14 protein-coding genes are annotated in these 14,339 nt (G+C 71.1%); 5 read left to right on the plus strand and 9 right to left on the minus strand.

Annotated features, from left to right (window positions below):
* Positions 1-87: 87 nt before the first annotated feature.
* From ACN9MP_RS18050 to ACN9MP_RS18070, 5 genes are all read right to left on the minus strand, one after another.
* Positions 88-975: an RNA polymerase sigma-70 factor gene (locus tag ACN9MP_RS18050; RefSeq protein ID WP_426322486.1), complete on the minus strand. Its 888-nt coding sequence runs from the start codon at positions 973-975 to the stop codon at positions 88-90.
* A gap of 10 nt (positions 976-985) precedes the next feature.
* Positions 986-1,576: a carboxymuconolactone decarboxylase family protein gene (locus ACN9MP_RS18055; RefSeq protein ID WP_426322488.1), complete on the minus strand. Its 591-nt coding sequence runs from the start codon at positions 1,574-1,576 to the stop codon at positions 986-988.
* 218 nt (positions 1,577-1,794) lie between these two features.
* Positions 1,795-2,373 (minus strand): orotate phosphoribosyltransferase, encoded by a 579-nt coding sequence (gene pyrE / locus ACN9MP_RS18060; protein WP_426322490.1) that lies wholly within the window; start codon positions 2,371-2,373, stop codon positions 1,795-1,797.
* Positions 2,374-2,412: 39 nt separating this feature from the next.
* Positions 2,413-3,144 carry a hypothetical protein gene (locus ACN9MP_RS18065; RefSeq protein WP_426322492.1) on the minus strand — a complete coding sequence of 244 codons (732 nt, stop codon included), beginning with the start codon at positions 3,142-3,144 and terminating at the stop codon, positions 2,413-2,415.
* Between the two features lie 388 nt (positions 3,145-3,532).
* Positions 3,533-5,851, minus strand: a complete 2,319-nt coding sequence (locus ACN9MP_RS18070) for a hypothetical protein (protein WP_426322494.1) — start codon at positions 5,849-5,851, stop codon at positions 3,533-3,535.
* A 134-nt stretch (positions 5,852-5,985) separates the two neighbouring features.
* Between ACN9MP_RS18070 and ACN9MP_RS18075 the strand changes: the two genes are divergently transcribed.
* Entirely contained in the window at positions 5,986-6,825 is an 840-nt protein-coding gene (locus tag ACN9MP_RS18075; protein WP_426322496.1) for an exodeoxyribonuclease III, read from the plus strand.
* 494 nt (positions 6,826-7,319) lie between these two features.
* Here the strand turns inward: ACN9MP_RS18075 and ACN9MP_RS18080 are convergent, their stop codons facing one another.
* Genes ACN9MP_RS18080 through ACN9MP_RS18090 form a run of 3 tightly spaced genes read right to left on the minus strand, consistent with a single transcriptional unit; the run spans position 7,320 to position 9,125 of the window.
* A complete protein-coding gene (locus ACN9MP_RS18080; RefSeq protein WP_426322498.1) occupies positions 7,320-7,943 on the minus strand; it encodes a dihydrofolate reductase family protein in 624 nt (207 codons plus the stop codon).
* A gap of 27 nt (positions 7,944-7,970) precedes the next feature.
* Positions 7,971-8,687, minus strand: a complete 717-nt coding sequence (locus ACN9MP_RS18085) for a winged helix-turn-helix transcriptional regulator (protein WP_426322499.1) — start codon at positions 8,685-8,687, stop codon at positions 7,971-7,973.
* A complete protein-coding gene (locus ACN9MP_RS18090; RefSeq protein ID WP_426322501.1) occupies positions 8,688-9,125 on the minus strand; it encodes a VOC family protein in 438 nt (145 codons plus the stop codon). It abuts the gene before it with no gap.
* A 172-nt stretch (positions 9,126-9,297) separates the two neighbouring features.
* Between ACN9MP_RS18090 and ACN9MP_RS18095 the strand changes: the two genes are divergently transcribed.
* Both ACN9MP_RS18095 and ACN9MP_RS18100 read left to right on the plus strand, forming a co-directional pair.
* A complete protein-coding gene (locus tag ACN9MP_RS18095; RefSeq protein ID WP_426322503.1) occupies positions 9,298-10,581 on the plus strand; it encodes a sensor histidine kinase in 1,284 nt (427 codons plus the stop codon).
* A 32-nt stretch (positions 10,582-10,613) separates the two neighbouring features.
* Positions 10,614-11,315: a response regulator gene (locus tag ACN9MP_RS18100; RefSeq protein WP_426326120.1), complete on the plus strand. Its 702-nt coding sequence runs from the start codon at positions 10,614-10,616 to the stop codon at positions 11,313-11,315.
* Between the two features lie 195 nt (positions 11,316-11,510).
* On the opposite strand, the gene ACN9MP_RS18105 is transcribed toward ACN9MP_RS18100, so the two are convergent.
* A complete protein-coding gene (locus ACN9MP_RS18105; protein WP_426322505.1) occupies positions 11,511-12,080 on the minus strand; it encodes an NADPH-dependent FMN reductase in 570 nt (189 codons plus the stop codon).
* Positions 12,081-12,326: 246 nt separating this feature from the next.
* Here ACN9MP_RS18105 and ACN9MP_RS18110 point away from each other — a divergent pair, with 246 nt between their 5' ends.
* A complete protein-coding gene (locus tag ACN9MP_RS18110; RefSeq protein WP_426322507.1) occupies positions 12,327-13,211 on the plus strand; it encodes an ABC transporter ATP-binding protein in 885 nt (294 codons plus the stop codon).
* Entirely contained in the window at positions 13,208-14,314 is a 1,107-nt protein-coding gene (locus ACN9MP_RS18115; RefSeq protein WP_426322509.1) for an ABC transporter permease, read from the plus strand. The genes ACN9MP_RS18110 and ACN9MP_RS18115 overlap by 4 nt, the downstream gene beginning before the upstream one ends.
* Positions 14,315-14,339 lie beyond the last annotated feature (25 nt).

Raw genomic sequence — 14,339 nt, forward strand, 5'->3', positions numbered from 1 at the left:
GCCGCACCGTCGGAGCCCGGCGGCCGGATCGCCCCGACCTCGACGCGATCTCCGACGTTGTGGCGCGGGCACCGTCGAAGTGGCGCCTCACCGAGCTACGACCGCCTCCTCATCCACCCGGCCGAGCTTCTCGGGGTTGGCGATCGAGTAGACGTGTGTGATGCGCCCGTCCTCCACAGTCAGGCTCACCACGCCCACGAGAACGCCGTCGAGTTCCATCCGGACGCCCGGCTGCCCGTTGACCCACGTCGCCGCGGCGACCAGCACCCCCTCGACCTTCGCCATGCCGCCGACGAGGTATCGGGCAAGCCTTTCGGCGCCCACGATCGGCCGCCGCGCGGCACCCCTCACCTTGCCGCCACCGTCGGCGACCGACACGACGTCGGGCGCCAGCACGTCCATGAGCCCCTGCAGGTCGCCCGTGTTCAGGGCACGCACGAGGCGCTCCACGACCTCCTCGTGCTCCGAGGGGACGACCGGCACACGCGGGCGGCGAGCGGCGACGTGCTCCTTCGCGCGGTGCGCGATCTGCCGCACCGCGGCAGGCGTCTTGCCCACGGCATCCGCTACCTCGTCGTACGGCACGTCGAACACCTCCCGCAGCACGAAGACCGCCCGCTCGGCGGGGCCGAGGGTCTCGAGTACGGTGAGCATCGCGATCGAGAGGTTCTCGGCGAGCTCGACGTCGGCGGCCACGTCGGGGCTCGTCAGCAGAGGCTCGGGGAGCCACTCGCCGACGTACTCCTCCCGCCGCCGCGACACCGTGCGCAGGTGGTTGAGCGCCTGCCGCGTCACGATGCGCACGAGATAGGCGCGGGGCTCCTGCACCGTGCCGTGGTCGACGGCGGCCCACCGCAGCCACGACTCCTGCAGCACGTCCTCCGCGTCGGCGGCCGAGCCGAGCATCTCGTACGCGACCGTGAACAGAAGGCTCCGGTGCACCACGAACGGGTCCTCCACGCCGCCGTTGCTCATGAGCGCGAGCCTACGCGCGGGTGTCGACGCCGGTCCGGGCCGCGAGCGGCGGCAGTCCGCACGCGTCGGCGAAATGCTCGGAACGGATGCCGAGAGCCACGTTCATCCGCGCCGACATGTTCATGAACGCCACCCGGGCGGCCAGTTCGATGAGCCCGGCGGCACCCAGATCCTCGAGCAATGCGGCCGACAGCTCATCGGTGACCGCCGGCGGCGTCTGGCTCGCCGCCTCGGCGTACTCCATGACCCGGCGCTCGAGCGGCGTGAACACCTCGGACTCGCGCCAACGCGGCACCTCGCGCACCTTGTCGGCGTCGACCGCGCGATTGCGCGACATGAAGTAGTTGAAGTCGAGGCAGAAGCTGCAGCCGATCGTGGCCGCCGACGCCATCGCGGCGAAGGTCGCGAGGTTCGGGTCGAGCTCGTGCCAGCCCTCGACCTTGCGGCCGATGCCCATCGAGTCCTTCATGACTCCCGGGTGGTGCCAGAGCACGCCGATCGAGTCGGGCACGCGGCCGACCATCTTCTTGGCCGCCGCCTTGATGAGGGCGCCGTAGACGCCGGTGACCTCGGCCGTGGGAATGCGAGTCTCGCTGCTCATGTCTTCCTCCGTATCGTGGGAACGAGTCCTTCAACATGGAGACACCGGCCGCCACCCGCGTGTGACACCCATCCGCGAGTTTGTTCGCACGCCATAGGGTCGGAGATCCTCGGTGCGTCGGAGCCCAGGAGCAGATTCCTCCGACCCCACGCAGATCTCCGACGTCGCGGCGCGCGAAACGCCCGGCGCTCCGCTGCGCGCGACTCCGGTGGGCGGGGCTACTGCGGGTCGAGTCCCAGGTCGTCGAGATCGATCGCGGCGAGCCACTGCAGGCCCTCGGCCTCGACGGCCGCCTGCGCCCCGGTCTTGCGGTCCACGATGACCGCGACGGCGACGGGCTCGGCGCCCTCGCGCCGCAGCGCCTCGACGGCCTTCAGCGCGGACTGCCCGGTGGTCGAGGTGTCTTCGACCACCAGGACGCGCTTGCCCGCGACATCCGCCCCCTCCACCTGACGGCCGCGGCCGTGGTCCTTGGGCTCCTTGCGCACGACGAAGGCGTCGAGCGGCTTGTGGGTGCGCGCGGATTCGTGCATCACGGCGTTCGCGATGGGGTCGGCGCCGAGCGTCAGGCCCCCCACCGCCACGATGCCGTCGACCTCGCGGATCAGATCGAGCATGATCCGCCCGATCGACGGCGCCGCACGGTGGTCGAGCGTGAGCTTGCGCATGTCGACGTAGTACGTCGCCTTCTTGCCGCTCGACAGTGTGAAGTCGCCGTGGAACACCGCCTCGTCCTGGATCAGCGCGATCAGGTACTGGCGGTCGGCTTCGAGCTCGGGCGTGGAGGCGACGGTCATGTGAACGATCTTACGGATGCTGCGCCCCGTCCCATCCGCTCATTCCGCGAGCGGCTGCCCGCTCAAGGCGGCGGCGTCGCGTGCGCCGGCCCGCGGCATCACGGCATCGCGCCGCTCGTCTTGCCCGGTGGCGCCCGGCGGCAGCAGTGCCGCCACGGCACGGGCGACCGCGGGATCGTCGGCCGCGCGCGCCAGCGCCTCCACGCGGCCGAGCGCGAGGTTGGCGGCGGCCGCGGTGCCGACGTCGGACGAGCGGGCAAGCCGCTCCAGCTTCGGGGATGCCGCGCCGATCACGCCGGCCCCGAGGAGGCTCTGCAGCACATCGCGGTCGCCGAGGCCGGCGGCCACTGCCGCGTCTTCGGGCGCGGTGCGTGTGAGGGCGGCGGGGTTCGATTCGAGCGTGACGCCGGGCCGCACCGCGAAGCGGGCGACGAGTTCGTAGCGCCCCGGCACGGGGAACAGCGGCTCGCTGCCCGACGAGAGCAGCGGCACCGACGCGACGAGCCGCTCCCCCGGCGCCAGCTCGACGGAGCGCGGCGCCGAGTCGACGGGCCACGGCCACGCCGCGCGCACCGGCGTGCCGGCCGGCGACCTGACGAGGATCTCGAGGTCTCCCTCGACGAGGTTGAGCCGCGCGCTCACCGGCCCCGACCCCTCGCCTACGGCGACGAGCTCCACCTCGGCGAACGCGATGCGGTCGAGCGGTACGGATTCCGCGACCGGCCGGAGCCGCAGCTCCAGCCCGTCGCTGCCCTGCGCTTCGGACGTCACGCCTCGATCCTCCCTCCTCCCCGCCGCCGCCGCCATCCCGCCCAGGTGTGAGGTTCGGGTGCCGCAACACGCGGACTCAGACAACCACCCCGCGCGTTGCGACCCACGAACCCCGCGGCACGCACTCAGCCCGCCCGGGCGCGGCCGGGCGCGGCGCGCGCCCCGCCCGCGTTCGCCGGCGGCTGACCCCGTGCACCCCACCTGGGCGTCAAACGGCCGGGCTGAATCGACCTTTTCGCCGCACCCAGGGGTGTTCGGCGCTGATTGCGCCAGACGCTTTGACGGGCCCGCGCCAACGGCGGTCGATTCCCCGGCTACCCGCCGAGAACCGGTCCGGTGTCCCCGAACCGATTCTCGGCCGCCTGCCTCAGGGGCCGTCGCGCCCCGGTCACCGCGGCTGCGGGCGGACGAAGTCCTCCGCGATGCGTTCCGCCGCGGCGACGTCCTTGCCCGCCGCCGAACGCGCACCGGCCTTGCCCGCCGCCGAACGCGCGCCGGTCTTGCCGCGCGACTTCAGCGCCTGCACGACGTCGGCGACGACCGGCGCGTCCTTCTCCGTCGGGCTCGCGACGGTGACGGCGAGCGCCGCGACCCGCTCGGCCGAGCGACCCGTCATGGCGAGCTCGAGGAAGTGCGCCGCCTCGTCGGGTGCCGCATCGCGCACGTCGCGGGCGCGCACGTCGGTGAACGAGCGGGCCAGCGAGTTCGCGAGCACCAGGGCTCCGGCTGCGCCGGTGTCGGTGTCGCTGTGCTGCTCGGCCAGGTCTGTCAGCACCGCACGGGCTGCGGCATCCGTCGCGAAATCACCGAGGGCGATCGCACGCCCGACGCCCGGCGTCAGCGTCTTGGCGCTGATGTCGACCTCGGCATCGGATGCCGGACCCCGCACGTCGATCGTGACGGGCGCCGACCGGACGGTCGTGACCGGGTCGACCTCCAGCTGCGCGGCGACGGTATGACGCCCGGGCTCGGTGAAGGTCAGGCCCTGGTTGGTGAAGAAGACCTGGACGTGGTTGCGGATCGACTCCCCCGGCTGCAGCACCGTCGTCGGCCGCGGGCCGCAGCCGATCGCGACGTCGAGGAGGTGCTCGAGCGAACGGTCGGGCGGCGTGTGCAGGAAGACGAGGTCGCCCTCCGAGAGGTTGATCAGCGTGGTGACCGTGCGCGGCTGGTCCGACACGTTCGTCAGCGTCACCTCGGCGGTGACGTACTCGCCGACGAACGCCTGCGCCGGCATCGCGACGGTGAGCTCCAGCCCCTCGTCGCCCGTGTCGCCGCCCAGTCCGGCGGCATCCACCGGCGCCGGCAGCCCGGCCGACAGGTTGCCGTGACCCCATCCGAAGTTCTTCCACCCGGGCCGCACCTGCGGATCGGGCGAGTGGATGAGCGACGTGCGGTCGTGGCTCGAGAACACGAAGCCCGCGTTGCCGGGGTACGGGTTCGTCGTGGTCGCGAACCCGATGACGTCGCCGGTCTGGTTCATGATCTCGATGCCGATGCCCGGATTGTGCACATCGTGCTTCGGATGCCACAGGTTGAACGCGTGGCCGGCCTCGTGCACGAGCGTGCGCAGGAACGCCGCCGGCACCTCGTCGAGGGGACGGTTGCGCGCCGCCGCCGCGATGGTCGAGCCGCCGCCGAGCGTGGCATCCGCGAAGCCGGCGGCACCCTCTCGCGGAACGGTGTCGTCGTCGAACATGATGCCGAAGAGGTCGCCCTGCGACGAGCCGACGAAGAGCCACAGCCGCCAGGCGTCGCCGCTGACCGTCTGGCGATGGCCCGACATCAGCGTCGCGAGCTCGGCGTTGGTGAGGTCGGCGTCGTTCGGCACGCTGATCTCGTCGGTGACGACGGTGACGTCCCACCCTGCCGTCGCATAGACCGAGCGCACCGTCGCCGTCGCACCGGAGCCGATGGTGGCGGATGCCGGGAACACCCGGTTGACCATCGCATCGACCTCGATCCGGCAGCCGCGGTACATCGGCGACGTCTTGGTGGCGGTGACGTTCGTGACGGTGCCCCCGATCGACAGCGTGCCGGTCATCTTCTGCGCCGGATTGAGGATGCTGGACGCCGTCGTCACGACGAGCGGCCGGCGGCACCGGAGCACCAGCGTGCCGGTGTCGGTGGAGACGAACTCCTGGGTCGTGCGGTTCCACAGGTGCCGCACGATCTGGACCGTGAGCGTGCCGTCGACGTAGGTCGAGCCGTTCGAGCGGAAGTACCAGGTGTACTGCGACGCCGGGAACGCCGGGTACCAGCGCAGGCTGAAGGCGGGGAACTCCGACAGGACGGGGCCGTCGTCGGCGCCGGCACTGCGCTCGGCGGAGTCGACGGCATCGGCGTCGACGTCGCCTCCGAACGGCGCCGGGTCCGGCCCGGGGATCGGGAATGGGCGCTGCACCTCGAACTCGGGGATCGTCACCGGCGGGAAGACCCGCCGCGAGTACATGTCGCCCGAGATCCGCAGCGACGACGTGCCCACCTCGATGCGCATGGCGCCGCGCACTTCGGGACCGAACACGGTCCGCCGCTCGAGCTCGAGCAGCCAGGACCCGTCGAGCGTGCCGATCGGGCACGCGCGGGTGAGCACCTCGGGACGGATGACGGACCCGGGGAGGACGACCTCGCCGTCGGCATCGAATTCCAGAGCCGCGGAGTCGTGTGTGGCGGAGGCCGCGTGGGCGCAGCCGCAGTCGTGTTCCATGGTGGTTCTCGCTTCCCCGGCCGCGGACGCGGCCGCTGACAGAAAGGAGAATGCTCCGCGGACGGCTGATACGCCAGGGGGCAGCATCCGTGCCGGTCCTGCTGACGTCTGCGGCCCCGCCTAGGCTGGAAGCCATGCGCCTGGCCACCTGGAACGTCAACTCGATCCGCGCGAGGGTCGACCGCATCGTCGACTTCGCGGTGCGCGAGCACATCGACGTGCTCGCGATGCAGGAGATCAAGTGCAAGGCCGATCAGTTTCCGTTCGACCCGTTCCACGAGGCGGGCTTCCACGTCGAGGCGCACGGGTTCTCGCAGTGGAACGGTGTCGCCATCGCGAGCCGCGAGCCCGTCACCGACGTGCGCACGGCGTTCCCCGGCATGCCCGGCTTCGAGAAGGGCCACAACGGGCCGGATGCTCCGCAGGAGGCCCGCGCCATCGGCGCGACGGTGGGCGGTGTCGAGGTGTGGAGCCTGTACGTGCCGAACGGCCGCTCGCTCGGCGACCCGCACTATTTCTACAAGCTCGACTGGCTGTCGGCGCTCGCGCAGTACACGTCCGAGTCCCTCGCCGCGAACCCCGACCTGCCGCTCGCGCTGGTCGGCGACTTCAATATCGCGCCGACGGATGCCGACAACGGCGACCCTGCGGTGGTTCCCGGCTTCTCGACCCACGTGTCGCCGCCCGAGCGCGAGGCATTCGCGGCGCTCGAGGCCGCCGGAGCCCAGGACGTCGTGCGTCCGCTCATCCCCACCGGGTACACCTATTGGGACTACAAGCGCCTGAAGTTCCCCCGCAACGAGGGCATGCGCATCGACTTCATCCTCGGCTCGCACGCGATCGCCGATGCGGTCACGGGAGCTGTGATCCACCGCGACGAGCGCAAGGGCGAACTGCCCAGCGACCACGTGCCCGTCGTCGTCGACCTCGACCTCGAGGGCCCTGATGACGACGACCGCCCGATGATCTTTTGACGCGGCGCGGGTCTGCCTGCGCACTCCCAGTGCCGCGCTCGCTCGCTCCTCGCGCTCGTTCGCTCCTTCAGTCTCACGCTCGCTCGCTCCTCAGTTGAGGACGAGGGCCGAGATGAGGACCACGGGGCGCGTCGGGCTCCGCAGCCCGGCACATCCCCTCATTTGAGGACGAGGGCCGAGATGAGGACCACGGGGCGCGTCGGGCTCCGCAGCCCGGCACATCCCCTCATTTGAGGATGGATGCCCCAGCCCGCGCCAGGCGCGCGTGACGGAACGCATCCTCCGGACCGCCTAGGAATCGCGCGCACTCGGTGCAGGCTTTCGTCGGCGGGCGACGTCCACAGGATGGCGCCCCCTGCGCTGACCGCAGATCAGGAGATTTGACGCACACAGGACGATCCGGGCTGAAGCGTCCTGTTGCCGCCAGATCTCCTGATCCCGCCGAGGCACATCCCGTCAGTCGAGGATGGATGCCCCAGCCCGCGGCACCGAAGTCAGCCCGCCCCCATGTCGCCGGTCTCCACCTCGCCGGGCTTCGGGCCGTAGCGCAGCAGCACCGCGCCGGTCGGGCCCGTGACGGGCGGCTGCAGCAGCTCGAAGTTCGCGGGCGCGGCGCCCTCGGGGAACACTTTCTTGCCCTGCCCCAGCACCACCGGATAGACCCATAGCGTCAGCACGTCGAACAGCTGCTCCTTCAGCAGCGTCTGCGCGAAGTTCACGCTGCCGATGACGTGCACGTTCTCGTGCTTCTTGCGCAGCTTCTCGATCGCGAGAGACAGGTCCATGTCGAGCTGCGACGAGCGTTCCCAGTCGAGGTTGGGCGTCCCGCGCGACGCGACGTACTTCGGCACGCGGTTGAACACATCCGCGATGGCCTTGTCGGGCCCCGTCTGGCCCGGCCAGTAGGCGGCGAAGATGTCGTAGGTCCTCCTGCCGAGCAGGAGCGCGTCGAGCTCGAAGATGCCCTCCATGATCGTGCCGCCGATGACTTCGTCGGCGAACGGCGCCTGCCACCCGCCGTACGGGAAGCCGCCCGATGGGTCCTCCTCAGGGCCGCCGGGGGCCTGCGCGACGCCGTCGAGCGTGGTGAACAGATCGATGTGGATACGACCGGTCATCGTCGTCCTTTCAGAGGGAGACCCGGCTCACGCGGCGAGCTCGGACCCGGATGCGGAGATGCAGAAAGTCTGCGCGAACCTCTCGAGCAGTGTCGAGTCCCCCGCGACGACGGCGACCACCTCCTGGTCGATCGCTTCCGCGGGGCTGAGCTCGCCCGAGATGACACGACGGATGCCGGGACCCGCCGCGAACGTCAGCTCGGGCTCGCCCGTGGTCGAGGCCTGGGTCCCGAGCTTCGGGTCGATCGGGCGTCCGGCGGGCTGGAGCTGAGAGATCCGCAGCCCGGACCCGTCGACCTGCACGCGCAGCACGACGTCGGCGACGTGCACCTCGTAGTCCGCGGGCGGCAGTGAGGCGGCAGCATCCGCCCGGAACGCCGTCCGCAGCGCCATCGTGAGGGAGTCCGCCGTCACGATGTCGCCCTCGCCCGGCTCGCCCATCTGCGCGAAGCCCCACCGTCCGAGCGCGAGCACGATGGGCTCCAGCTCGCGGCCGTACGGCGTCAGCTCGTACACGAGCCCGCAGTGCAGCAGCGGCACGCGGCGCACGACCCCGCCGTCCTGCAGCTCTTTGAGCCTCGTGGAGAGGATGTTGGTGGGGATTCTGGGCAGCCCCTGCTTGAGGTCGGTGTAGCGGCGGGGGCCGACGAGCAGATCGCGCACGATGAGCAGCGCCCACCGCTCGCCGATCAGCTCGACGGCTGTCGTGACCCCGCAGTACTGCCCGTAGCTGCGGGATGCCACTCAGACCTGCGCCTGCTCCGCCATGTAGGCCTCGGGTCCCTTGGCGGCCGCCTCGGGGTCCATCCACATGAACTGGATGCCGTTGCCGTCGGGGTCGATGAGGTCGCGCGCGTACATGAAGCCGTAGTCCTGCGGCTCGCCGGGCGCCTCGCCGCCCGCGGCGACGCCGGCCTCGATCGTGCGGTCGACGGCCTCGCGCGACTCGCGGCTGATCGACAGCAGTACCTGCGCGTGGGTGCGCGGGTCGGCGTACTCCTTCTCGTTGAAGGTCGAGAAGTACTCCTTGGTGAGCACCATGAAGAAGACGTTCTCGTCCCAGACGACGCACGCGGCGTTGTCGTCGGTGAAGAGCGGATTGAGCTCGCAGCCGAGCGCGGTGTAGTACGCCTTGGCACGCTCGAGGTCGTCCGTCGCGATGTTCACGAAGATGTGCGTCATTGCCCTGCTCCTCTGGATCCGGCCCCCGGTCGGCGGGCCCGTTGAGCAATGGTTGCAAAAAGCAAGCTTGCTTGTCAATAGCAAGTGAATGGGCCTTTGACCTCGGGTGGAGGCATCCGCTCTCCGTCTGGCGGGGGATGTCGCAGACCCGCCCGCGCTCTAGCGTGGAGGGATGTCGGACACCCCTGTCGCGCACGCCGACCGGCGCCCGCGGCCGACCGGGCGCGAGCTGCGCAGCGACCTCTGGCTTGCGGCCGCCCTCTTCCTCGCGGCCGTGCTGAGCGCCGCCCTCGGCTCCGTCGCGGGCGCCTACGGCACGGACGCCACCCTCGGGATGCAGTGGTCGCTCCTCTACAGCTTCGGCCTGACCGCGCCCCTCGCGTTGCGCCGGCGCTTTCCCGAGGCCGTGGTCGTCGTCGTCGCGCTGGTCTTCTTCGTCGGGGTCTCGGCGCGCATCCCCGAGCTGTACGTCGCGAACATCGCGCTCTTCATCGCGATGTACACGGTCGGCGCGTGGGTCGACGACCGCCGCAGGGCGATGTGGGTGCGCGTCGCCGTGATCGTCGGGATGTTCGTGTGGCTCCTCGTCACGACGCTGCAGGCCGCCATCGATCCCAGCGACGACAGCCCGTCGCAGGCGGGCCTGTTCTCGCCCTTCGCGGCATTCATGCTCATCCAGTTCCTCGTGAACGCCGCGTTCTTCGGCGGCGCGTACTACATGGGCGACCGGGCGTACGCGGCGGCGATGTCGCGCGCGGCGCTCGAGGAGCGCACCGCGGAACTCGAACGCGAGCGCGAGGTGACGGCCGCGCAGGCCGTCGCCCTCGACCGCGTGCGCATCGCGCGGGAGCTCCACGACGTGGTCGCGCACCACGTGTCGGCGATGGGCGTGCAGGCGGGCGCCGCCCGCGCCGTGCTGAACCGGGATCCGGAGGCTGCGCGCACCGCACTCCTCGGGGTCGAGGCATCCGCTCGCTCGGCGCTGACCGAGCTGCGGCAGCTGCTCGAGACGCTCCGCACCTCGGGCGGCGAGGCCGAGGGCGGGTCGACGGTGCGCCTCTCGGGCATCGCCGACCTCGTGGCCCACGCCAACGACAACGGCCTGCCCACGACGCTCACGATCGTCGGCGACGCCGTCGAGCTTCCTGAACTGGTTCAGGTGAACGCGTACCGCGTCGCGCAGGAGGCGCTCACGAACGCGCGCCGGCATGGCGGACCGGATGCTGCGGCCGACGTGCGCCTGCGCTACACCGACGACGCCGTCGAGCTGGAGGTCGCCAATACCGGCCGGGTCGTGGCCGCGCCGATGCGACCCGGGCTCGGCCTCGTCGGCATGCGCGAGCGCGCGGCGGCCTCCGGCGGCGAGCTCGAGGCCGGACCCCGCGGCCGGGGCGGATTCCTCGTGCGCCTGCGGGTGCCGATCGCGGTGCCGGCGGCGGCAGGAGGCGCCGCGTGATCCGGGTGCTGCTGGTCGACGACCACGCCGTCATGCGGGCAGGTTTCCGCATGATCCTCGAGGCGGCGGGCGGCATCACGGTGGTGGGTGAGGCCGCGACCGGGGTCGAGGCGGTGGCCGCCGCATCCCATCTGCGGCCCGACGTGATCTGCATGGACGTGCAGATGCCCGACATGGACGGCCGCGAGGCGACGCGGCGCATCGTCGCGGACCCGGCGATCGGGGCGGCGGTGGTGGTCGTGACCACCTTCGACCGCGACGAGTACCTGTTCGACGCGCTCGCGGCCGGCGCGAGCGGGTTCCTCCTCAAGAACGCCGGCCCCGAGGAGCTCGTGGCCGCGGTGCGCGTGGCTGCGGCGGGCGATGCGCTGCTCGCGCCAGAGGTCACGCGGCGCGTGATCGCCCGCTTCGCCGCCGGGCCGTCGCAGAACTCCACGGATCTCGTCGACACCGGCGCGGAACGGCTCGGATCACCAGCCCGCGGCGCCGGCTCCGTGGAGTTTCGCAGACGCGCGCCCGCGGCCGTGGAAAGGACGCCGCCGGTGGACCTCACCGAGCGCGAGACCGAGGTGCTGCGGCTCGTGGCGCAGGCGATGAGCAACGCCGAGATCGCGCAGCGGCTCTACATCGGCGAGGCCACGGTGAAGACCCACGTGTCGAACGTGCTGCAGAAGCTCGGCGCCCGCGATCGCGTCGCCGCGGTCGTCTACGCCCACCGCCGCGGGCTGGCTTAGTGGCCGCGAGCTGGTTTAGCGGCCGCGGGCGGTGTCCACCGAATCGGAGATCGACGCATGATCGGAGGCATCCCCACACTCCGGCCGAACGGGGGGTGATCTCCGACCCTGTGGCGCGGGCGAGGGTTCGAACGACGGATGCCCCGCCCCCGCGCCCGCGAGGGGGCGCCGGGCCGGGGCATCCATCGAGGGCGATCAGGCCGCGACGGGAATGTGCGCGTAGCGGTCGACGAGGGCGCCGAAGGCCTCGAGGTAGCCGACGAGGAACTCGGCGGTCTGCTCGTTCGTGACCTCGCCGGTCTCGGTGAAGAGGCCCGGGGTGGACTGCACGTAGCCCTCGGGCTGGCCGAGCGTCGGCGCGTTGTAGTGGCTGAGGATCGCCTTGAGGTGCTGCTGGGCGGCAGCCGTGGCGATGCCGCCGCCGGAGGTGCCGATGACGGCGGTGGGCTTGCCGTTGAACGAGCCCTGGCCCCACGGGCGCGCGGCCCAGTCGAGTGCGTTCTTCAGCACGCCCGGGATCGAGCGGCTGTACTCGGGCGTGACGATGATGACGCCGTCGACGTCGTCGATGGCCTGCTTGAAGTCGCGGGCGACCTGCGGGTAGTCGGCGTCGAAGTCCGGCGCGTAGAACGGGAGGTCCTTGATCGGGATCTCGACGAGGGTCGTCCCCTCGGGCGCGAGACGCTCGAGCGCCTTTGCGAGACGGCGGTTGATCGAGGTGGACGAGATGCTGCCGACGATGTAGCCGATGGTCCGATCAGACATTGGTGTGCTCCTTGAAAAGCAGAGGGGTCCCCGGCGGGGACCACCGTGGACGTTCCACCTCCGTGCAAGCACCTGGCGACGAGATCTATTCCGACGCATGGAAGATGACGTTTTGTTTCGCGCTCCCCCGCGGGGCGGAGCATCCGGAATCCACCCCCGGGGGGAGGACGCGGACCGCCCCGGGCCGTAGCGTCGGTGTCGACAGCTCAACCACCGGGGTGAGGTGGGAACGAGAGGAGAGAACGGATGCTGCAGCTCCGAGGCATCGGAAAGAGCTATGGCGGGCGTCGCGTGCTCGACGACGTGTCGTTCGACGTGCGACCGGGCCGGCTGACGGGCTTCGTCGGCGGAAACGGCGCCGGCAAGACCACGACGATGCGGATCGTGCTGGGCGTTCTGGCCGGCGACGCCGGCACCGTCACGCTCGACGGCGCGGAGGTGACGGCATCCGACCGCCGGCGCTTCGGGTACATGCCCGAGGAGCGCGGGCTGTATCCGAAGATGAAGGTGCACGAGCACATCACCTACCTCGCGCGGCTGCACGGCTTCACGAAGGCGGATGCTTCCACCCGCGCCCGCGCGCTGCTCGAGCAGCTCGGACTCGGCGAGCGCCTCGGCGACAACGTCGAGACGCTCTCGCTCGGCAACCAGCAGCGCGCGCAGATCGCGGCGGCGCTGGTGCACGACCCGGAGGTGCTCATTCTCGACGAGCCGTTCTCGGGCCTCGACCCGCTGGCGGTCGACGTCGTCGCCGGTGTGCTCCAGCAGCGCGCCGCGGCCGGCGCGGCCGTGCTCTTCTCGTCGCACCAGCTCGACGTCGTCGAGCGGCTGTGCGACGACCTGGTCATCATCGCCGGGGGCACGATCCGCGCCGCCGGCGCGCGCGACGCGCTGCGGTCGCAGCACTCGACGCGCCGCTTCGAGCTCGTCTCGGCGGGGGACGCGGGCTGGCTCCGCAGCGAGCCCGGTGTGGAGGTCCTCGACTTCGACGGCGGATACGCCGTGTTCGACGCCGACAGCGACGAGACCGCGCAGCGGGTGCTGCGCAAGGCCGTCGCACAGGGGGATGTCGCGAGCTTCGCGCCGCAGCATCCGTCTCTCGCACAGATCTTCAGGGAGGTCATCCAGTGAGCACCACCGGCACCCGCAGCGCGTCCGCACTCGGCACGGGCCAGGCCATCTGGCTCGTGGCCGAGCGCGAGATCGGCTCGAAGCTGCGCAGCAAGGCGTTCGTCATCTCCACGGCGATCCTGTTCGTCGGAGCGCTCGCGCTCGTGATCTGGGCCGGGTTCCAGGCCGCCGACACCAGCGGAACGCCGGTGGCCGTGACCGCCGACGCTCAGCAGTACGTCGCGGAGGCGCAGGGGCTCGAGGTCACCGACGTCGCCGACCGGGCAGCCGCCGAGGCGCTCGTGAGGGACGGATCGGTCGACGCCGCCGTCGTGGGCGACGCGGCGTCACCGCTCGGGTACGCGATCGTGGCCGACGACTCGGCGCCGACCCAGCTGATGCTGCAGCTCGCGCAGGTGCCGCCGGTCGAGCTGCTGAGCCCCGACGGCGGCAACGCCGCGCTCGGCTACATCGCCGCCCTGGGCTTCGGCATCGTGTTCCTGCTGGCCGCGTCGCTCTTCGGCGGCACGATCGCGCAGAGCGTCGTGGAGGAGAAGCAGACGCGTGTGGTCGAGTTGCTGATCTCGGCGATCCCCGTCCGCTCGCTGCTGGCCGGCAAGGTGATCGGCAACACGATCCTCGCGATGGGGCAGATCCTCATCCTCGCGGCCATCGCGATCATCGGACTCACGGTGACCGATCAGACGGCGCTGCTGCAGGGCCTCGGCGCGCCGATCGCCTGGTTCGCGATCTTCTTCCTGTTCGGCTTCATCCTGCTCGCGTCGCTGTTCGCGGCCGCCGCGTCGATGGTGTCGCGTCAGGAGGACATCGGCTCGACCACGATGCCGCTGACGATGCTCGTCATGGCGCCGTACTTCCTGGTCATCTTCTTCAACGACGATCCCGTGGTGCTGGCGATCATGTCGTACGTGCCCTTCTCGGCGCCCGTCGGCATGCCGATGCGCATCTTCCTCGGCGACGCGCAGTGGTGGGAGCCCCTGGTGTCCATCGCCATCCTCATCGCGACGTGCGTCGCGGCGATCGTGGTCGCAGCTCGCATCTACGAGAACTCGCTGCTGCGCATGGGCGGCCGTGTGAAGCTCTCCGAGGCCCTGGCGGGCTGACCTCCGCGCCGCCCGTAGGCACCGA

Source organism: Microbacterium sp. E-13, from assembly GCF_049912955.1.
Classification (GTDB): Bacteria; Actinomycetota; Actinomycetes; order Actinomycetales; family Microbacteriaceae; genus Microbacterium.